At 58.5% G+C, this 20813-nt stretch carries 15 protein-coding genes; 12 read left to right on the top strand and 3 right to left on the bottom strand.

What is annotated here, in order from left to right; all coding sequences use genetic code 11:
• Positions 1 to 1211: 1211 nt before the first annotated feature.
• The 6 genes from AEQ67_RS28540 to AEQ67_RS28565 all read left to right on the top strand — a co-directional run bounded on the left by AEQ67_RS28540 (position 1212) and on the right by AEQ67_RS28565 (position 9685).
• Entirely contained in the window at positions 1212 to 2666 is a 1455-nt protein-coding gene (locus AEQ67_RS28540) for a serralysin family metalloprotease (protein WP_059407106.1), read from the top strand.
• Between the two features lie 65 nt (positions 2667 to 2731).
• The gene (locus AEQ67_RS28545; RefSeq protein WP_059407107.1) at positions 2732 to 3130 is read left to right on the top strand and encodes an AprI/Inh family metalloprotease inhibitor; all 399 of its coding nucleotides are present in this window, start codon (positions 2732 to 2734) and stop codon (positions 3128 to 3130) included.
• 165 nt (positions 3131 to 3295) lie between these two features.
• The gene (locus AEQ67_RS28550; protein WP_059407108.1) at positions 3296 to 5050 is read left to right on the top strand and encodes a type I secretion system permease/ATPase; all 1755 of its coding nucleotides are present in this window, start codon (positions 3296 to 3298) and stop codon (positions 5048 to 5050) included.
• Entirely contained in the window at positions 5047 to 6396 is a 1350-nt protein-coding gene (locus AEQ67_RS28555; RefSeq protein WP_059407109.1) for an HlyD family type I secretion periplasmic adaptor subunit, read from the top strand. Before AEQ67_RS28550 ends, AEQ67_RS28555 begins: the two co-directional genes overlap by 4 nt.
• 2 nt (positions 6397 to 6398) lie before the next feature.
• Positions 6399 to 7763 (top strand): TolC family outer membrane protein, encoded by a 1365-nt coding sequence (locus AEQ67_RS28560; RefSeq protein WP_059407110.1) that lies wholly within the window; start codon positions 6399 to 6401, stop codon positions 7761 to 7763.
• A gap of 68 nt (positions 7764 to 7831) precedes the next feature.
• Complete coding sequence (locus AEQ67_RS28565) at positions 7832 to 9685, top strand: polyurethane esterase (RefSeq protein ID WP_059407111.1); 1854 nt, start codon at positions 7832 to 7834, stop codon at positions 9683 to 9685.
• A gap of 134 nt (positions 9686 to 9819) precedes the next feature.
• Here the strand turns inward: AEQ67_RS28565 and AEQ67_RS28570 are convergent, their stop codons facing one another.
• On the bottom strand, positions 9820 to 10044 hold the full coding sequence (locus AEQ67_RS28570; RefSeq protein ID WP_059407112.1) for a YgdI/YgdR family lipoprotein: 225 nt from the start codon (positions 10042 to 10044) through the stop codon (positions 9820 to 9822).
• 352 nt (positions 10045 to 10396) lie between these two features.
• Between AEQ67_RS28570 and AEQ67_RS28575 the strand changes: the two genes are divergently transcribed.
• The 4 genes from AEQ67_RS28575 to AEQ67_RS28590 all read left to right on the top strand — a co-directional run bounded on the left by AEQ67_RS28575 (position 10397) and on the right by AEQ67_RS28590 (position 17395).
• A complete protein-coding gene (locus tag AEQ67_RS28575) occupies positions 10397 to 12049 on the top strand; it encodes a VRR-NUC domain-containing protein (RefSeq protein WP_059407113.1) in 1653 nt (550 codons plus the stop codon).
• Positions 12046 to 14298 carry an ATP-dependent DNA helicase gene (locus AEQ67_RS28580; RefSeq protein ID WP_059407220.1) on the top strand — a complete coding sequence of 751 codons (2253 nt, stop codon included), beginning with the start codon at positions 12046 to 12048 and terminating at the stop codon, positions 14296 to 14298. Before AEQ67_RS28575 ends, AEQ67_RS28580 begins: the two co-directional genes overlap by 4 nt.
• A gap of 155 nt (positions 14299 to 14453) precedes the next feature.
• The gene (locus tag AEQ67_RS28585; RefSeq protein WP_059407114.1) at positions 14454 to 15362 is read left to right on the top strand and encodes a zeta toxin family protein; all 909 of its coding nucleotides are present in this window, start codon (positions 14454 to 14456) and stop codon (positions 15360 to 15362) included.
• Positions 15363 to 15472: 110 nt separating this feature from the next.
• Positions 15473 to 17395, top strand: a complete 1923-nt coding sequence (locus AEQ67_RS28590; protein WP_059407115.1) for a hybrid sensor histidine kinase/response regulator — start codon at positions 15473 to 15475, stop codon at positions 17393 to 17395.
• Between the two features lie 9 nt (positions 17396 to 17404).
• Here AEQ67_RS28590 and AEQ67_RS28595 read toward each other — a convergent pair whose 3' ends face one another.
• On the bottom strand, positions 17405 to 17650 hold the full coding sequence (locus AEQ67_RS28595; RefSeq protein WP_059407116.1) for a hypothetical protein: 246 nt from the start codon (positions 17648 to 17650) through the stop codon (positions 17405 to 17407).
• A 277-nt stretch (positions 17651 to 17927) separates the two neighbouring features.
• Between AEQ67_RS28595 and AEQ67_RS28600 the strand changes: the two genes are divergently transcribed.
• The gene (locus AEQ67_RS28600) at positions 17928 to 18464 is read left to right on the top strand and encodes a hypothetical protein (RefSeq protein ID WP_059407117.1); all 537 of its coding nucleotides are present in this window, start codon (positions 17928 to 17930) and stop codon (positions 18462 to 18464) included.
• Positions 18465 to 18694: 230 nt separating this feature from the next.
• Here AEQ67_RS28600 and AEQ67_RS28605 read toward each other — a convergent pair whose 3' ends face one another.
• Positions 18695 to 19171: a hemerythrin domain-containing protein gene (locus AEQ67_RS28605; protein ID WP_059407118.1), complete on the bottom strand. Its 477-nt coding sequence runs from the start codon at positions 19169 to 19171 to the stop codon at positions 18695 to 18697.
• A 343-nt stretch (positions 19172 to 19514) separates the two neighbouring features.
• On the opposite strand from AEQ67_RS28605, the gene AEQ67_RS28610 reads away from it, so the two are divergent.
• Positions 19515 to 20738, top strand: coding sequence for a zinc-dependent alcohol dehydrogenase (locus AEQ67_RS28610; RefSeq protein WP_059407119.1), 1224 nt, complete (start codon positions 19515 to 19517; stop codon positions 20736 to 20738).
• The last annotated feature ends 75 nt before the right edge of the window (positions 20739 to 20813 follow it).

A 20813-nucleotide genomic window follows, 5' to 3' on the forward strand; every position in this document is an offset into this window, starting at 1 on the left:
TGCTACAGGTTATGTGTACACCGGGGGTTTTTGTAGCAGCTGGCGCAGCCTGCGTTCGGTCGCGTGGCGATCGTGAAACCATTCAACCGGGTTTCAGGCTGGGTTCCGCGTCAGCCGGGTTTACGACTGCTGCGCAGCCGAACGCAGCCTTCGGCAGCTGCTACAGGGGTCGCGTGCACCGGGGTTTTTGTAGCAGCTGGCGAAGCCTGCGTTCGGTCGCGTAGCGATCGTGAAACCATTCAACCGGGTTTCAGGCTGGGTTTCGCGTCAGCCGGGTTTACGACTGCTGCGCAGCCGAACGCAGCCTTCGGCAGCTGCTACAGGTTATGCGTACACCGGGGGTTTTTGTAGCAGCTGGCGCGGCCTGCGTTCGGTCGCGTAGCGATCGTGAAACCATTAAACCGGGTTTCAGGCTGGGTTCCGCGTCAGCTGGGTTTGCGACTGCTGCGCAGCCGAACGCAGCCTTCGGCAGCTGCTACAGGTTATGCGTACACCGGGGTTTTTGTAGCCGCTGGCGCGGCCTGCGTTTGGCCGCGCAGCGATCGTGAAACCATTAAACCGGGTTTCAGGCTAGGTTCCGCGTCAGCTGGGTTTGCGACTGCTGCGCAGCCGAACGCAGCCTTCGGCAGCTGCTACAGGTTATGCGTACACCGGGGGTTTTGTAGCAGCTGGCGCGGCCTGCGTTCGGTCGCGTAGCGATCGTGAAACCATTCAACCGGGTTTCAGGTTGGGTTCCGCGTCAGCCGGGTTTACGACTGCTGCGCAGCCGAACGCAGCCTTCGGCAGCTGCTACAGGTTATGCGTACACCGGGGGTTTTGTAGCAGCTGGCGCAGCCTGCGTTCGGTCGCGTAGCGATCGTGAAACCATACAACTCGGTATCTGATGGATTTAACGCTGATATCAATTCACTGGCACTGTTATGAATAAGCTCAACAAAAAACAACTTACTCTTATTTAATATTTAAATTGCCAATTGTCGGACAATTAAGCGAACCCCTCTGAACTACAAATAATATTTCGGCAGCACACGCATTGTTTCCGGGTACTTGCAGGAACAACTTCAATTTGACGTCAAAAAAGTAGTAGACGTTTGATTTCAAATTGTGTCAGTTTTCTTTCGCCTTCATTGGGCGAGTGATAGGACGATCTCGCCAGAGATTGTCGCTGTCTGACAAAAAACTGTTCCATAGCTAAACAAGGAAGTGTGTTTATGTCGAAAGTAAAAGACCACGTTATTGATACCGCCGAACAGGCATTCCAGCCGCAATCATTGGCTGCATCCAGTTCCGCGTTCAACCAGATCAATAGCTTCAGCCATCAATATGATCGGGGCGGTAACCTCACGGTCAATGGCAAACCCTCCTTTTCCGTCGACCAGGCAGCTAACCAATTGCTGCGTGACGGTGCGGCCTACCAGGACAAGGACGGCAGCGGCAAAATCGAGCTCACCTATACGTTCCTCACCTCGGCGTCGTCGAGCACCCTGAACAAGCACGGGATCAGCGGGTTCAGCCAGTTCAGCGCGCAACAGAAAACCCAGGCCGTACTCGCCATGCAATCCTGGGCCGACGTGGCCAACGTCACCTTCACCGATAAGACCACTGGCGGCGACGGTCACATGACCTTCGGCAATTACAGCGGCGGCCAGGACGGCGCGGCAGCGTTCGCCTATCTGCCGGGTACGGGCGCGGGTTACGACGGGACTTCCTGGTATTTGACCAACAGCAGCTACACGCCTAACAAGACGCCGGACCTGAACAACTACGGCCGTCAGACCCTGACCCACGAAATCGGCCACACCCTGGGCCTGGCTCACCCTGGCGACTACAACGCTGGTGAAGGTGCGCCAACCTACAACGACGCGACCTACGGCCAAGACACTCGCGGCTACAGCGTCATGAGCTACTGGAGTGAAAGCAATACCAGCCAGAACTTCAGCAAGGGGGGCGTCGAAGCGTATGCGTCCGGGCCGCTGATGGACGACATTGCGGCCATCCAGCAGCTCTACGGCGCCAACACCACCACCCGTACCGGTGACACCACTTACGGCTTCAACTCCAACGCCGGTCGCGACTTCCTCAGCGCTTCTTCGTCGTCGGACAAAGTGGTGTTCTCAGTCTGGGATGCGGGCGGCAAGGACACTCTGGACTTCTCGGGTTTTACCCAGAACCAGAAGATCAACCTCAATGACGCCTCGTTCTCCGACGTTGGCGGCCTGGTGGGCAACGTCTCCATCGCCAAGGGGGTCATCGTCGAGAATGCCATTGGCGGTTCAGGCAATGATCTGCTGATCGGCAACAACGTGTCCAACGAGCTGAAGGGTGGTGCCGGCAACGACATCCTTTACGGCGCGGGCGGGGCAGACAAGTTGTGGGGTGGTGCAGGTTCGGACACGTTCGTGTTCGCCGCCAGCAGCGACTCCAAGCCGGGTGCTATCGACCAGATCCTCGATTTTGTCAGCGGGCTCGACAAGATCGACCTGACCGGTATCACCAACGGCGCGGGCCTGCATTTTGTCAGTGCGTTCACCGGTGCAGCGGGCGACGCGGTGTTGAGCACCGCCAGCGGCGGCAGCCTGTTGTCGGTGGACTTCTCCGGGCACGGCGTGGCTGATTTCCTGGTCAGCACCGTAGGCCAGGCGGCTTACTCCGATATCGCTGCGTGATGTGAGTGAAAAGGAGGGCGGCGCAGATGCGCTGCTCTCTGCTCTTGATATGAGTGAAGCGCCTTATGATTCATAACGGCTGCACCTACAGAACAATCGCGTGGCTATTGGTCACGTTCATGATGTTTTTTGGAGATTTAGCCATGGCAAGCAGCCTGAAACTGGCAGACCCCTCGCAGCTGGCCGGAAAATGGCAGGCGACCCTGATCGCAAACGGCGGCTCGCCAGAGTCGCAAGCGTCAACGGTATGCACCCTCGTATTACACGCGAATCAAACCCTGGGTGAGGGCGCCGAGTGCTTGAGCGCCTGGCTGGGCGAGCAAACGACCGGATGGTTTACCGAGCCTGATGGCCTCGCAATCACCGGACCTGAAGGCTCAAAAGTTTTGTTTTTCAGTCAGCATCGTGATGGGTTTTATCAAAGCACGTTGAAATCCGGGCTGATCATTACACTTCAGCGATAAGTGCATTAAGTCCAGCGCGCGTTAATAGCGTTGTAAGGCGCAGATCAATAATCGAAGCACGTTGGCGATAACGACGATTTGTTATTGATGTGTAAGCGCAAACCGCAAAAGTGATTCGATAACCCTGGCCAGGTATGGCAAGGGATAACCGTTCAGGAAGAACCCATGAAGATGGCAAAGAGCCCGGCCACCGCACCGTTAATTAAGGCGCTGGGCGACTATAAGAGCATCCTGATAAGTGTCGGGTGTTTTACCGCACTGATTAATGTACTGATGCTGGTCCCGTCAATTTATATGCTCCAGGTCTATGACCGGGTATTGTCCTCGCAAAACGAAACCACGTTGGCCATGTTGTCGTTGATGGTGGTCGGGTTCTTTGTCTTTATCGGTGTGCTGGAGATTGTTCGCAGCTTTATCGTCATCCGCGTCGGCAGCCAACTGGAGCGACGCTTCAACCTGCGGGTCTACCAAGCGGCGTTCGAACGCAACCTGTTCAAGGGTGAGGGCAATGCCGGCCAGTCCCTCGGCGACCTGACCCATATTCGCCAATTCGTCACCGGCCCTGCGTTGTTCGCCTTCTTCGATGCGCCGTGGTTTCCGGTCTATCTGTTGGTGATTTATCTGTTCAACGTCTGGCTCGGAGTGTTTGCCACGGCAGGCGCGGTGCTACTGATCGCGCTGGCCTGCCTTAATGAGGCGATGACCAAAAAGCCTCTGGGCGAAGCTGCCGCGTTTTCCCAGAAGTCCAGCCAGCTCGCCACCAGTCACCTGCATAACGCCGAAACCATCCAGGCCATGGGCATGCTCGGAGCCTTGCGCAATCGCTGGTTTCAGGTTCATTCGCGTTTTCTCGGCTTGCAGAACCAGGCCAGCGACACCGGCGCCGTCATCAGTTCCCTGAGCAAAACCCTGCGGCTGTGCCTGCAATCCCTGGTGTTGGGCCTGGGCGCTCTGCTGGTAATCAAGGGCGACATGACCGCCGGGATGATGATCGCCGGTTCGATCCTGATGGGCCGCGTCCTGAGCCCCATCGATCAGCTGATTGCCGTGTGGAAACAATGGAGCGGCGCCAAACTCGCCTACCGGCGTCTCGATGCGTTGCTGCAAGCCTATCCACCGAGCGACGAGGCCATGGCATTGCCGGCGCCGAAGGGGCAGATCACCTTCGAACAGGTCAGCGCCGGTCCTCCGGGGCAACGTACCGCGACCCTGCACATGGTCAACTTCAACCTTGGTGCGGGGGAGGTGTTGGGGGTGCTCGGTGCGTCGGGCTCCGGCAAGTCGACACTGGCCCGCGTGCTGGTCGGCGTCTGGCCGACCCTCGGTGGCACCGTGCGGCTCGACGGCGCGGACATCCATCGCTGGAATCGCGATGACCTCGGCCCCTACATCGGTTATCTGCCTCAGGACATCGAATTGTTCAGCGGCAGCATCGCGCAAAACATCGCCCGATTCCGTGAGGCCGATCCGCAACACGTGGTGATGGCCGCGCAACAGGCTGGCGTGCATGAATTGATCCTGCGCATGCCTCAGGGCTACGACACCGTGCTCGGTGAAGACGGCAGCGGTTTGTCCGGCGGGCAAAAACAGCGTGTGGCCCTGGCCCGTGCCCTGTATGGCAAGCCGAGCCTGGTGGTGCTGGATGAACCGAACTCTAACCTCGACACCGTGGGCGAAGCGGCGCTGGCCAGCGCTATTGCGCACATGAAGGCCCTGGGCACCAGTGTGATTTTGGTCACGCATCGTTCTTCAGCGCTGGCTCAGGCTGACAAATTGCTGGTGCTCAATGAGGGACGTTTGCAGGCCTTCGGTCCAAGTCAGGAGGTGCTCAAGGCGCTGTCCGGTGCTGCGGCGCAAGCACCGACTGGCCTCAGCATGAGCCGGCAGTCTCAGCCGTCGACAAGGAGTTCGGGTGTATGACTAGTGCACAGATCAACAGTCAAAATGAAGCCGCGATGGAACACGATTACATCGCCGAGCGCCCTGAGCGCGACGCGCGTTATTTCGCCCGCCTGGGCTGGATTCTGGCGATCGTCGGCGCTGGCAGTTTCTTCACCTGGGCCAGTCTGGCGCCGCTCGATCAGGGCATTCCGGTGCAAGGCACCGTGGTGGTGTCGGGCAAGCGCAAAGCCGTGCAGTCGATGAGCAGCGGCGTGGTCAGCCGGATTCTGGTGCGCGAAGGTCAGGTGGTGAAGCAGGGTCAGCCACTGTTTCAGCTCGACCAGACCCAGGTCGCCGCCGATGTGCAATCCCTGCAAGCGCAATACCGCATGGCCTGGGCCAGCCTGGCGCGGTGGCAGAGCGAGCGTGACAATCTCAAGCAGGTCAGTTTCCCCGCCGAATTGAGCAACGATCCCGACCCGCGCTTGAAATTGGTGCTGGAAGGCCAGCGACAGTTGTTCAGCAGCCGTCGCGAAGCCTTTTCTCGCGAGCAGGGCGCATTGCGCGCCAGCATTGAAGGTGCCGGTGCGCAACTGGCCGGCATGCGCCGCGCCCGTACCGACTTGACCGCCCAGGCCAGCTCGCTGCAACAGCAATTGAGCAATTTGCAACCCTTGGCGGACAACGGCTACATCCCGCGCAACCGGCTGATGGAGTACCAGCGTCAGCTGTCGCAAGTGCAGCAACAATTGGCAGAAAACACTGGCGAAAGTGGGCGGGTGGAGCAGGGCATCCTCGAATCGCATCTCAAGCTGCAACAACACATCGAGGAATACCAGAAAGAAGTCCGCACGCAACTGGCCGATGCGCAGCTCAAAAGCGTGACCCTGGAAGAGCAACTGACCTCCGCCGGGTTCGACCTGCAACACAGCGAGATCATCGCCACGGCCGACGGCATCGCGGTCAACCTCGGGGTTCACACCGAAGGCGCGGTGGTGCGTCAGGGCGAAACGCTGTTGGAGATCGTGCCCCAGGGCACACGCCTGGAAGTGGAAGGGCACCTGCCGATCAACCTGGTCGACAAGGTCGGCACGCACTTGCCGGTGGACATTCTGTTTACCGCATTCAACCAGAGCCGCACCCCGCGAGTGCCGGGCGAAGTCAGCCTGATCTCCGCCGACCAGATGGTCGACGAAAAAACCGGGGCGCCGTATTACGTGCTGCGCAGCAGCGTCAGCGAGCAGGCCATGGAAAAACTCAACGGCCTGGTGATCAAGCCCGGCATGCCGGCGGAAATGTTCGTGCGCACCGGTGAACGTTCACTCCTCAACTACCTGTTCAAACCGCTGCTCGACCGGGCAGGCTCCGCGTTGACTGAGGAATAAGGATGTTCCGTTGTATGAATAAGCTTTCCATGCTCGCAGCGACCCTGGCGTTGCTGACCTGCAACAGTGCGCTGGGGATGGGGCCGTTCGAGGTCTACGAACAAGCGTTGCGCAATGATCCTGTGTTCCTCGGCGCGATCAAGGAGCGCGACGCCGGCCTTGAGAACCGTGCCATTGGCCGCGCCGGGCTGTTGCCGAAACTGGGTTACAACTACAACAAGGGCCGCAACACCTCCAAGGTCACCTACCTCAACGAGCGCGGGCAAAACCAGTCGGATGACCGTAACTACAGCAGTTATGGCTCGACGCTGACCCTGCAACAGCCGTTGCTCGACTACGAGGCGTATGCGGCCTGGCGTAAAGGCGTGGCGCAGGCGCTGTTTGCCGATGAAAACTTTCGCGGCAAGAGTCAGGAATTGCTGGTGCGGGTGCTGGAGAACTACACCAAGGCGTTGTTCGCCCAGGACCAGATCGACATTGCCCTCGCCAAGAAAAAAGCCTACGAGCAACAGTTCCAGCAGAACGAACAGATGTTCCGCCAGGGCGAGGGCACGCGCACCGATATTCTTGAAGCCGAGTCGCGCTACGAACTGGCGACCGCCGAAGAAATCGAGGCGCGCAACGAACAAGATGCCTCCCTGCGCGAACTGGGGGCTCTGATCGGTGTGCCGGCCATCGACATCGTCGACCTGGCGCCACTGGACCAGAACTTCCAGACCTTCACCTTGCAACCGGCCAGTTACGACACCTGGCATGAGATCGCGGTGGCCAACAACCCGAACCTGGCTTCCCAGCGCCAGGCCCTGGAAGTGGCGCGCTACGAGGTTGAACGCAACCGTGCCGGGCACCTGCCCAAAGTCAGCGCCTACGCCTCGGTGCGCCAGAACGAGTCGGAGAGTGGCAACACCTATAACCAGCGCTACGACACCAACACCATCGGCATCGAAATCAACGTGCCGCTGTATGCCGGCGGCGGAGTCTCGGCCTCGACTCGTCAGGCCAGCCGCGCCATGGAACAGGCCGAGTACGAACTGGACGGCAAGACTCGGGAAACCCTGATCGAACTGCGTCGGCAGTTCAGCGCCTGCCTGTCGGGCGTGAGCAAACTGCGCGCCTATCAGAAAGCCCTGAGCTCGGCCGAAGCCCTGGTGGTGTCGACCCGGCAAAGCATCCTGGGTGGCGAACGGGTCAACCTCGATGCGCTGAATGCCGAACAACAACTCTTTACGACACGTCGGGATCTGGCCCAGAGCCGGTACGACTATTTGATGGCGTGGACCAAGTTGCATTACTACGCCGGGACGTTGAGCGAGCAGGACCTGGCCAAGGTTGACGAGGCGTTCGGACAAGGACCGAGGACTCGGTAACGCCCGGACATTGCAGCCCTGTAGCGCGGATATCTCTGACAATTCCAACAAAGAGAGAGGCAATACCCATGGGTGTGTACGACTACAAAAACCTCGGCACAGCAGACTCCAAAGCGTTGTTTACCGATGCGATGGCGATCACGCTGTATTCCTATCACAACCTCGACAACGGTTTCGCCACCGGTTACCAGCACAACGGTTTCGGCCTGGGCTTGCCGGCGACGCTGGTGACGGCGCTGATCGGTGGCGCTGACTCCCAGGGCGTCATCCCCGGTATTCCGTGGAATCCGGATTCAGAAAAAGCCGCGCTGGATGCGGTGCACAAAGCTGGCTGGACACCGATCACCGCCTCGCAATTGGGCTACGACGGCAAGGTCGACGGGCGCGGGACGTTCTTCGGCGAGAAGGACGGTTACACCAGCGCTCAGGTGGAAATCCTCGGCAAGTACGACGCTCAAGGCCATCTCACTGAAATCGGCATCGCCTTTCGCGGCACCAGCGGCCCACGGGAAACCCTGGTCAGCGATTCAATCGCCGACGTGATCAACGATCTGCTGGCGGCGCTGGGCCCCAAGGATTATGCGAAGAACTACGTCGGTGAAGCGTTCGGCAACTTGCTTGGCGACGTCGCCGCGTTTGCCCAGGCCAATGGCCTGTCGGGCAAGGATGTGCTGGTCAGCGGCCACAGCCTCGGCGGTTTGGCGGTCAACAGCCTGGCGGATTTGAGCACCGACAAGTGGGCCGGTTTCTATCAGGATTCCAACTACATTGCCTACGCGTCACCGACCCAAAGCAGCACCGACAAAGTGCTGAACGTCGGTTACGAAAACGATCCGGTGTTCCGAGCGCTCGACGGTTCCTCGTTCAATCTGTCGTCGGTAGGCGTGCACGATGCCCATCAGGATTCGGCGACCAACAACATCGTCAGCTTCAACGACCACTATGCGTCGACGGCCTGGAACCTGCTGCCGTTCTCCATCCTCAACATCCCGACCTGGATCTCGCACATGCCCACCGGGTACGGCGACGGCATGACGCGAGTGCTGGAATCGAAGTTCTACGACCTCACCAGCAAAGACTCGACGATTATCGTTGCCAACCTGTCGGACCCGGCACGCAGCAACACCTGGGTCCAGGACCTCAATCGCAACGCCGACCCCCACAAGGGCAGTACCTTCATCATCGGCAGCGACGGCAATGACCTGATCCAGGGTGGCAAGGGCAACGACTACCTGGAAGGCCGCGATGGCAACGACACCTTTCGCGACGGTGGCGGCTACAACATCCTGTTGGGCGGCAAGGGCAGCAACGTGCTCGATGTGCAGCAGTCGGTGAAGAGCTTTGACTTCGCCAATGACGGCGCTGGCAACCTGTACATTCGCGACGCCAGCGGCGGCATCAGCATCACCCGTGACATCGGCAGCATCGTCAGCAAGGAGCCGGGGTTTTTATGGGGGCTGTTCAAGGATGACGTGACCCATAGCGTCACTGCCAATGGACTGGCGGTCGGCAACAATTTGACCCAGTACGCGTCAACGGTGAAGGGCGGCGCGGCTGCCGATACGCTCAAGGCTCACGCGGGGGGCGACTGGCTGTTTGGCCTGGACGGCAACGATCACTTGATCGGCGGCAAGGGCAACGACGTGTTGGTCGGCGGCGCGGGTAATGACCTGATGGAGTCGGGGGGCGGGATCGATACGTTCCTGTTCAGCGGCGCCTTTGGCCAGGACCGGGTGATCGGCTATCAGGCGAACGATAAGCTGGTGTTTCTCGGGGTGCAGGGTGTGGCGCCGAGCGATGATTATCGGGCGCATGCCACGGCGGTGGGGCAGGATACGGTGCTGACGTTTGGTGGGGATTCGGTGACGCTGGTCGGGGTTGGGCTGGACAGTTTGTCGGGTGCGGGGATTGTTATGGCCTGAGGGTGATGGGCTGTCTTTGATGGCCTCTTCGCGGGCAAGCCCGCTCCCACATTGGATTGGGTGTACACACATCTTGTGTCCACTGGAGATCAAATGTGGGAGCGGGCTTGCCCGCGAAGAACGATAACGCGGTCTTAGTCTTCCTGACGAATCGTACTCACCTCATCAGCCTTGACCTTCACTTTCGCCCCGGAAATATCTTCAAACTCAAAGAAGCCATCCTTGGTTTTGGTCTTCGGCATGTCCTTGGTCAAATACTGGGTGCCGTTCTGCAGTGTCACAACCGTTGGCGTCGAGCAACCGGCCAGGGCCAGAAAGGCTGCTACCGCCAGGGGCAAGCCCAGAGTCTTGATATTCATACTCACCTCTTAAACTTCAAATAAAAAACAGCGCGATTACCGTATCTCTAAGGCGGTTGGTGCCATGGAACACCAGAAAGTTCGACAGGCAGCGGAAAAATAACCCGACACACACTTTTGTAGCCGCTGGCGAAACCGAATACAACTGCGTAGGAGCCGGCTTGCTGGCGAAGGCGTTGTCATGTGCAGTGTGAGGCTTGAGGCCGCTTTCGCTGGCAAGCCAGCTCCTACAGGTTGCGTTATGGCATTACCTGATTGCGCCGCCGCTTATCCTTTTCCATTTGCACCGGGTGGGGTCTAGCTGGTATCTGTACGCATAACCAGTATTCGCTCGCCATGGCCCATCTTCCCTGTGACTGCAAATCCTCTCGACGATCCGTTCTATTACTTGAACAACTTCATGCAAGTGCTTGATTGGCTTGAGCATCGCTACGCCGATGTATTGAGTATAGAAGAGCAACGCTTCATCGGTGACTTCAATCAGTTGCCTCGCGAGTCCCGAGCACTGCTGGTCAGAATGGTGATGCGCAAGGGCATTCACTTCAGGGCGGGCAAACTGCATTACACCGAGATTGGCAACATCGCCATGGCCGCCGGTCCATTGCTGGCGCTGGGGTGGATTGACGAGCAGTCACCGTTGCCGATCGAGACGCTGTTCGAAGTGCTGCTCAAGGCAGAAATTCTCCAGTGCTTCGGTGCCGCCATCGATCAGCCCAAAGGTAAAAAGGCCGATTGGCTGCCGGCACTGAGCGAACGGTTTCCCGAGGCTCAGGGCTTCACCCTCTGGTGCCCGATACTGGATGACCGATTGTTCAGCCTGACCATCATGGGCCTGTGTGACCGGCTGCGCTTGATGTTTTTCGGCAACCTTTACCAGGACTGGTCGGAGTTTGTGCTGGCCGACCTAGGCATCTTCACCTACGAAAAAGTCGAGTTCTGCGCTGAATCCCGGGGTTTGCGCAGTCGCGACGATGTCGATGCCTGCGTCTTTCTTCATGAATGCCAGCAGCGTTTCGAAGGCGGCGAAGCAGTGGCCGGTATTGTCGAGCAGATCAACGGGCTGGCGCTGAGTAATCCCTGGCTGCAAAGGCGTCGCGGCAAGTTGCTGTTCCAGATCGGGCAATATTGCGAGCGCATGGCGGATTTCGCTAATGCCCTGACCATCTACCGTGAGTGCGCCTATCCCGGCGCGCGCTTGCGGCTGATTCGCGTGCTGGAGCGTTGCGGTGAGTATTCACTGGCCATGGACCTGGCCACACATGCCGAGCAAACGCCGGAAAGCGCCGCTGAACAGCAGCAATTGCTGCGCGTGCTGCCCAGGTTGCGGCGCAAGCTTGGCGGTCCGGCGATGAAACGCGCGTCGCCACGGGAAATGCTGCGCCTGGACCTGCAACTGCCGCGGAACGACCCGGCGCTGTCGGTGGAGTCTTACGTTCAGGCGCACCTGGCGGAAGATTCAGCGCCGGTGCATTACGTCGAAAACAGCCTCGTCAACTCGTTGTTCGGACTGCTGTGCTGGCCGGCAATCTTCGCGCCGCTGCCGGGCGCGTTTTTTCACCCGTTCCAGCGCGGGCCGGTGGACCTGCTCAACGAAGACTTTCATGCTCGCCGTTCGGAGTTGTTCGAGCGTTGCCTGGATGAGCTCAATGACGGGCGTTACCTCCAGACGATCCGTGAACGTTATACGAACAAGTGGGGCGTGCAGTCGCCGTTTGTGTTCTGGGGGGCGCTGAGCGAAGAATTGCTGGATCAGGCGCTCGACTGCCTGCCGGCCGAACACCTCAGGCACTGGTTCAATCGTCTGCTGCTGGACATAAAGGCCAATCGGGCCGGCATGCCGGACTTGATCCAGTTCTGGCCGCAGCAAAAGACCTACCGCATGATCGAAGTCAAAGGCCCCGGTGATCGCTTGCAGGACAACCAGTTGCGCTGGCTGGAGTTCTGCCATGAACACCACATGCCGATTGCCGTTTGCTACGTGCAATGGGCGGAGCAGAGCGCTTGAGCTACAGCATCGCGGTGCGTGCGCTGTGTGAGTTCACGGCCAAGGTCGGCGATCTCGACCTGCGTTTTACCCCGTCACCGACCGCGCTGGAAGGCATCGTCGGGCACCGTACAGTGGCGTCCCGACGCAGTGACGGCTATCAGAGTGAAGTCGCGCTTGAGGGGCGGTATCAGTCGTTGCAGGTCAAGGGCAGGGCGGACGGCTACGATCCCGCACAAAACTGCCTGGAAGAAGTCAAAACCTACCGCGGCGACTTGAGCAAGCAACCGGCCAATCACCGCCAATTGCACTGGGCTCAGGCGAAGATCTACGGTTGGTTGATGTGTCAGAAACTCGATCTGGCGCAGATCAATCTGGCCCTGGTGTACTTCGACATCGTCAGCGAAAAGGAAACCTGCCTGGTCGAGGCCTTCAGCGCCAAGGAACTGGGGCAGTTCTTCGAGCACCATTGCGCGCTGTTCCTGCACTGGGCCGAGCAGGAAATGGCCCATCGCGATGCACGCAACAATGCGGCCCAACAGTTGGCGTTTCCCCATGCCGATTTTCGGCCGGGGCAGCGTCATCTGGCGGAGTCGGTGTTCAAGGCGGTCAGCACCGGTCGTTGCCTGATGGCTCAGGCGCCCACGGGGATCGGTAAAACCGTGGGGACGCTGTTTCCGATGCTCAAGGCCCTGGCGCCGCAGCGGCTGGACAAGGTGTTCTTCCTCACGGCGAAAACCCCGGGGCGCAAATTGGCGCTGGACGCCGCACAAGTGATCCTCGACAGCGCCGGGGCGCCGCCATTGCGCGTTCTGGAAATGATTGCCCGGGACAAGGCCTGCGAACATCCGGACAAGGCCTGCCACGGCGAATCCTGCCCGTTGGCTCAAGGCTTTTACGATCGCTTGCCGGCCGCTCGCCAGGCGGCCAGCGAACTGAGCCTGTTGAACCAGAGCGCGTTGCGCGAGGTTGCCCTGAAACACGACGTCTGCCCCTATTACCTGAGCCAGGAAATGGCCCGTTGGGCGGACGTGGTGGTCGCTGATTACAACTACTACTTCGACTTCAGTGCCCTGTTGTTCGGGCTGGCCCAGGCCAACAACTGGACAGTCGCGGTGCTGGTGGACGAGGCGCACAATCTGGTGGAACGCGGCCGGCAGATGTACAGCGCCAGCCTCGACCAGTCGACGCTCAACGCGGTGCGTAAAACAGCGCCCGAGCCATTGAAAAAATCCCTGCAACGGGTCAACCGTGAGTGGAACGCCCTGCATAACCTGCAGCTCGGCGCCTATCAGGCGTACGACAAGGCCCCGGAGAAACTGCTTCAGGCGCTGTCTTCGTGCAGCGCGAGCATCGGCGATTATCTGAATGATCACCCGCAGGGCCTGGACAGCGCCTTGCAGACCTTCTACTTCGACATGCTGCAATTCTGCCGGGTGGCTGAACTCTTCGATGAGCAGTTCCTGTTCGACATCAGCAAGCGCGACCTCGACCGCAAGCGCAATCTGTCGCAACTGTGCCTGCGCAACGTGGTGCCTGCCGGTTTCATCCGCCCGCGGCTGACGGCTGCGCGCAGCACCGTGCTGTTTTCCGCCACCCTGAGCCCTCGCCACTACTATGCCGATCTGCTGGGGACACCGGCGAACACGGTGTGGATTGACGTGGAATCACCGTTTCATGCCGATCAGCTGCAAGTGCATATCGTCAGCCAGATCTCCACGCGGTTCGTCCATCGCCAGTCGTCCCTGGCGCCGATTGTCGAACTGATTGCCCGACAATTCAGCCAACGCCCCGGCAACTACCTGGCGTTTTTCAGCAGCTTCGATTACTTGCAGCCAGTGGCGCAGTTGCTGGCCGAGAAATATCCGCACATCAATCTGTGGGCACAGTCCAGAGGCATGGCGGAGGGGCAGCGCCAGGAGTTTCTCGATCAATTCACCGCCGACAGTCAGGGTGTCGGGTTTGCGGTGCTGGGCGGGGCTTTTGGCGAAGGCATCGACTTGCCCGGTGCTCGGCTGATCGGAGCATTCATCGCCACCCTGGGGCTGGCGCAACTCAACCCGGTCAATGAACAGCTGAAACATCGCATGGCGGCGATTTTCGGCGCTGGCTACGACTACACCTACCTGTTTCCCGGGGTGCAAAAAGTGGTGCAGGCCGCCGGACGAGTGATCCGCACCCAGCAGGATCAAGGGGTGGTGATGCTGATCGATGACCGGTTTGGCGAGAGCAAGGTCAAGCAGTTGCTGCCGGCTTGGTGGGCGGTTTAACGGTGGCTTTTTTCCTACTATCGAGTAGGATCTTTTACTTAAAAAACAGCGACATATCTTGAAAGACACACTCATTTGAATAAACCGCATGAGCGGGCTTTATTCAAAGGGCGGGGCATCACTTTCACCCGCGTCTTTGATAAGGAAATCAAGGTATGTCACCAGCACCGCTTTACGCTTACACCCCGGAAGACGTCACCAAGGCATTCAATGAAATCAGCGCCACGCTGTTCAGCGGCAAAACAGCCGAGACCCCGCCAAAGCTGCTGGTCCCTGCCGGGCTGCAGGGCTCAGGTAAAACCTATCTGCTGGAAAAGAGCCTGTTGCCGTCCGGTTACTACAACAATTATGTGCGTCTGTACCTGCCCGAGTATCGGGAAAAACACCCTCAGTACGTCGAGATGATCAAACACGGTGTTCTGCACGCCTATGAGCATACGGAAGCGTTTGTCCGTGAGATCGGCGCAAAGGTGTTTGAGGCGGCGTTCACGCGCAAATACAACATCATCATGGAGTGCGCGTTCGACAGCATCGACTTTGCCGGGCTTGCGTCGTACGCAATACCTGCCGGCTACCAGCTCGAAGCTCACATCGTCGGTTGTAACCAGGCGTTTGCGCACCTGTCGAGCATCAAGAGGGCCCTGAGGAGTCTGGAAAAACAGGAGCTGGAGCGATTCGTCAGTTATTCGGCGCTGGAATCGAGCATGAGCAACGCGCAGGCGATCCTCCTGGCGTTCGAGACCGTCGCAAAAGCGGTGAGCGGCTCACAGATCTTTTTGTACGAACGCGGTTTGGGCGCATTGAACGAACGGGTATTGCGAGCACATAGCTCATACTCCAAAGACGTTGACGGGGAGTTGACCATCAGCTCTACCACCGCGCCCTATAATTACAGTGCCTATAACACCATCATCAATAATCACGTCTACTCCATGCAGGCGCGTGACGAGATGGTCAAAGACTGCCACCTGGCGTTGCTTAAAACCGGGACATTTGTCAACCAGGTGCCTGACTTTGTCTACAACGACCTGTACGCCTATATCGTTAAATACGTGTACCGCTAACGCCCAGCGTCAAGATTAGATATTCCGTAAGACAAACCGCTGATGATTCGGCTTTTCAAATTGGCGGTTTGTCGCATACTCCAGAAAAACAATGCTGACGTGAGAAATCAATGATCGAAGATCGGACCAAAACCACAGCCATCGATGACAGTCGGTTTCGCCTGTTGATCGATGCTGTGATTGACTACGCGATCTACATGATTGATCCCGATGGCATCATTACCAGCTGGAACGCGGGTGCGCGGCGTTTCAAGGGGTATGAGGAGGCGGAAATTCTCGGCCAGCACTTCTCGCAGTTCTATACCAAAGAGGATCGCTTGGCCGGTTTGCCCCAGCGTGCGCTGGATACGGCCATTCGGGAGGGGCGTTTCGAAGGCGAAGGCTGGCGCGTTCGCAAGGACGGCACGCATTTCTGGTCCCACGTGGTGATCGATCCGATTATCGACCCGTCGGGCAAGTTGCTGGGGTTTGCCAAGATCACCCGTGACTTGACCGACCGCAAAATGGCCGAAGAAATCCTCAAGCAAAGCGAACAGCAGTTTCGCCTGCTGGTGCAGAGCGTCACTGACTACGCCATCTACATGCTTGCCCCGGATGGACGCCTGACTAACTGGAACCCGGGAGCGCAACGCATCAAGGGCTACCTGCCCGAAGAGGTCATCGGTAAGCACTTTTCGATGTTCTATACGCCGGAAGACCGCGAGGCTGGCGAGCCAAATCGGACGTTGGACATTGCGGTGCGTGAAGGGCGCTTCGAAAACAAAGGCTGGCGGGTGCGCAAGGACGGCACACGATTCATGGCGCATGTCGTGGTCGACCCGATCTGGGGCGATACCGGCACGCTGCTCGGTTTCGCCAAGATCACCCGTGATATCACCAAAGCGACATTGGCACAGCAGACACTTGAGCAAACCCGTGAAGCGCTGTTCCAGGCGCAGAAGATGCAGGCCATCGGTCAACTCAGCGGCGGGATTGCCCACGACTTCAATAATTTGCTGACGGTCATTTTGGGTAATCTGGAAATCGTCCGCAAACGCGTGGGCGAAGATCCAAAAATCACCCGACTGCTCGACAACGCGACTCAGGGTGCCTTGCGTGGTGTATCCCTGACCCAACGTATGTTGGCTTTTGCCCGGCGGCAGGAGCTCAAGGCCGAATCGGTCGATATACCAGAACTTGTGCAAGGGATCAGCGGACTGTTGCGCAGCTCCCTTGGGCCTTCAGTGACACTCGAGACTGATTTTTCGCCTGAGCTCGAACCCGTCCTGGCCGACCTCAATCAGCTCGAACTGGCGGTACTGAATCTGGCCACCAACGCCCGTGACGCCATGCCCCACGGCGGGGAAATCGTCATCAGTACCAAGACTGAGGAGGTCGACGACCCGACCCGGTGGTCCCTGGTTGCCGGTCGTTATGTCTGCCTGAGTGTTACCGATACAGGGGAGGGCATGGATGCCACCACGCTGGCTTCGGCGATGGACCCGTTCTTCACCACCAAAGGGGTTGGCAAAGGTACGGGCCTGGGGCTGTCGATGGTTCACGGTTTTGTCGAACAGCTGGGTGGGCGATTCATTCTCAAGAGCCAGAAGGACAAAGGTACTACCGCCGAGCTTTGGTTGCCTGCCGCGACTATCGGCCCGCGCACCAAAATGGTGAAACCAGAGAACCCCGCCGTGACGGTGCCTCGCCTGTGCGTGTTGGTGGTGGACGACGACAGTCTGGTGTTGACCAGTACCAGCCTGTTGCTTGAAGACCTGGGGCATCGGGTGATCAGTGCGGCATCTGGTGCACAGGCGCTGGAACTGTTCAAGAACGAGCACGACATTGACCTGGTTATTACGGACATGGCCATGCCGCAGATGAGTGGTGCGCAATTGGCACAGGCCATCCGGATCATAAAGCCGGACCTGCCGATCATTCTCGCCACCGGTTACGCCGAGCGGCTGGAAGGCTTCGCGACCAGGCTTCCGCGCTTGTCCAAGCCCTATAACCAACTCCACCTGGTGGAGATTATCGCCTCTGCCATGAAATGACTGACGTGTTCATTGTTCAGTGGCGGCTCCTGCGTTCTTCTTGAAGCCGCGCAAATTCATGGCACACAGGCAAAACTGCAACACGATCAGGGCGTAGGCATGGGTGTGGTAACCCCAGATCACCCACAAGATATTGCTGACAATAAAGCCGATGAAACCCGCCACCCGGCGTGAAGGTTGTTGCGAACCGATCAACCACGCCGCCATCACCGTGACCAGCATCGCTGGCCATTGCACCCAATCGAGATAGTCCATCGACGTTCCTTTAACATCAGGCTGTTATCTGAGGGACCACGGTGGCGCGGGTCTGTTCGCCTTCGGCAATCCCTGATTCAAACAACCGCACCCTGTAGGAGCGAGCTTGGTCGCGATGAACCCACAGGCACCGCGTTTACCCTGTTTAAACGCGTCATCGTTGACGTCCTTCGCGAGCAAGCTCGCTCCTACAGGGATGGCATGGGCGCGTTGAAATTCAGCTGAACTTGTCGGTGGCCGCTTCTTCTAAACGCTTTCCATCCTGTGTGTGACGCCTGTGCCAAGAATACTCACCGAAACCCCGGCGGAAGAAGCCCTGACCGAACACAACGCCAAGATGTTCGGATCGCCCAAGGAACGCCTGGACTTCTACCGCCGGGAAATCCAGTACGAAACCAGTATCCTGGCCAATCGCACTGACGCCTATCTGGCGGCGCAATCGTTTCTGGTGATTGCTTTCGCGTCCTGCATGGCGAACCTCAATCCTGAGTGGGGGAAACTTTTCACGCTGGTCGTGCCGCCATTCCTGGCGCTGTTGGGTCTGCTCAGTTCGCTGAATGCCTGGCCGGGGATTCGTGCGGCGTATGACATCATTGATCATTGGCATTTCAAGCAGAGTGAGTTGTTGCGTAGCGAGCCGCTGATGGGGCTTGCCTATGATGAGTCACCGCTTTTCAGCGAGATGGAGTCTTCACACAAGGGGTATCGAAAATCGCTGTTGTTTTCGGTGCGTACGCCGTGGATTTTTGCGACGTTTTGGGTGTTGCTGGGGGGGTATGCGATTTTTATCCAGGTGACGAATCCTGGTGGGTGAAAGGGTTCACCACCACGCCTTGTAGGAGCTGGCTTGCCAGCGAAGGCCTCCAATGCACCACGTTTATCCTGTTAAAAACGCGTCATCGTTAACGACCTTCGCTGGCAAGCCAGCTCCTACAGGTGTTGATGCACCGCCTCCGGCCATGGATGGCCGGGGGCGGGGGGCCACGGAGCAGGACGTCACCGAAGAAACGGATATACACCCAATCCGATCCAGGCCCAAAAGCATCAAGCCGCCAAATTAGGCGTACTCATTTCTTTTTTGTACTGCACTTTCAAACTCTCCATCTGCGCGCCCAACTCTTCCAGCGTCGCTTTGCCCAGCAGCTTTTTAGCCTGAGGAAACATCTCCGTCTCCTCCTCTTCAATGTGGTGTTCCAGCAACTCCTTGACCACTTTCACCCGACCTGCAAACTCCGGCGTGGACGGATCAGTCACCTTCAGATCCGGCAATACCAGCGAATCAACCGTGCGGTGCTCTTCCTTGGCCTCGTAATACATGACGTCCTGCTCCTTGCCGCCCGCCTTTTTATACGCCGGATACAGCACTTCTTCTTCAAGACGGGTATGGATCGCAATCTCCATTTCCAGCTTGGCCAGCAGCTCGGTGCGTTTCTTCACACCACGCTCGGTGGTTTCACTCAACTGAGCCAGGATGCCTTTTACGCGTTCATGATCGGCTTTCAACAGGTCTATGGCGTTCATGGTCGGATCTCTCAAATAGTCACGGGGGTTGAGCGCGAACGGTCTCAAGGCCGCAGGTCGCTCATAGTCCTCGAGCATTTGTCGTGCCGAGTTTATTCGTCCGATAAAACCATTAAATATCAATACGTTAAATTCGCTGATGGCGAACTGCGGTCGTGCAGGGTGCATGAGTCTGGAATTTGACTCATGCAGTTCGCGGCATCGCGTTTTACCCCTTCGGCAGTGCTGAGGGGCAAGCTCGACCACTGATCAGATTCGCCACTCATGCAACTGAACTCGCGGTTATGCCTCGCTCCCTTAATACAGACAACCGCTGTCTTTATTGACCCTCGAGGATGCAGCCATGCGCGCGATGACCTACCACGGAGCCCATGACGTAAAAATCGAAACCGTACCCGATCCCACTATCGAAGCGCCTGACGACATCATTTTGCGCGTGACGGCCACCGCCATCTGCGGATCGGATTTGCACCTGTACCGAGGCAAGATTCCGACCGTGGAGCACGGCGACATCTTTGGCCATGAGTTCATGGGCATCGTCGAAGAGACCGGCTCGGCCGTCACCGCCGTACAACGCGGTGATCGGGTCGTCATCCCGTTCGTGATTGCCTGTGGCGACTGCTTCTTTTGCCAGAATGAGCTGTATGCCAGCTGTGAAACCACCAACACCGGTCGTGGCGCGATCGTCAATAAAAAGGCCATTCCACCGCCCGCTGCATTGTTCGGTTTCAGCCGTTTGTATGGCGGCATTCCGGGCGGGCAGGCAGAGCTCGTCAGGGTGCCCAAGGCCAACACCGGGCCATTCAAGGTTCCAGGGCTGCTGGCGGACGAGAAGGTGCTGTTCCTGTCGGACATCCTGCCGACGGCGTGGCAGGCCGTACTGAACACCGGGATCGGGCCGGGCTCGAGCATTGCGATCTACGGTGCCGGGCCAGTGGGATTGTTGAGTGCGGCCTGCGCAAAGATGCAGGGCGCCGAGCAAATCTTCATGGTTGACCATCACGACTATCGGCTGGCGTATGCCCAACGCACCTATGGCGTGATCCCGATCAATTTTGATGACGATGATGACCCGGCCGACACCATCATTCGCCAGACCGCCGGCAGTCGCGGCGTGGACGCAGTGATCGATGCCGTGGGATTCGAGGCCAAGGGCAGCACCACGGAAACGCTGCTCGCCACCCTGAAACTCGAAGGCAGCAGTGGCAAAGCGTTACGCCAGTGTATTGCTGCGGTGCGCCGTGGCGGCGTGGTGAGTGTGCCGGGGGTTTATTCCGGGTTTATTCACGGCTTCCTGTTCGGTGATGCGTTCGACAAGGGCCTGACCTTCAAAATGGGCCAGACCCATGTGCAGCGCTATCTGCCGGAACTGCTCGGGCATATTGAAACCGGGCGTCTGCAACCGGAGGCGATCATCACTCACCGAATGTCTCTGGAGCAGGTGGCGGAGGGCTACAGGATTTTCGACAAGAAAGAGGAGCAGTGCCGCAAAGTCATCCTCACGCCCGGTTCCAGCGATGTTCCCCTGACCGAGAACCTCGAAGTCACCCCGATACCGGCGTTGTAAATACCCAGCCAGGCTTGCCGGCGGAGGCGTCATCAAGAGCGCCTTCGCCGGCAAGCCTGGCTCCTACGAAAAGCG

Source organism: Pseudomonas sp. RIT-PI-q, from assembly GCF_001297125.1.
Lineage (GTDB): Bacteria > Pseudomonadota > Gammaproteobacteria > Pseudomonadales > Pseudomonadaceae > Aquipseudomonas.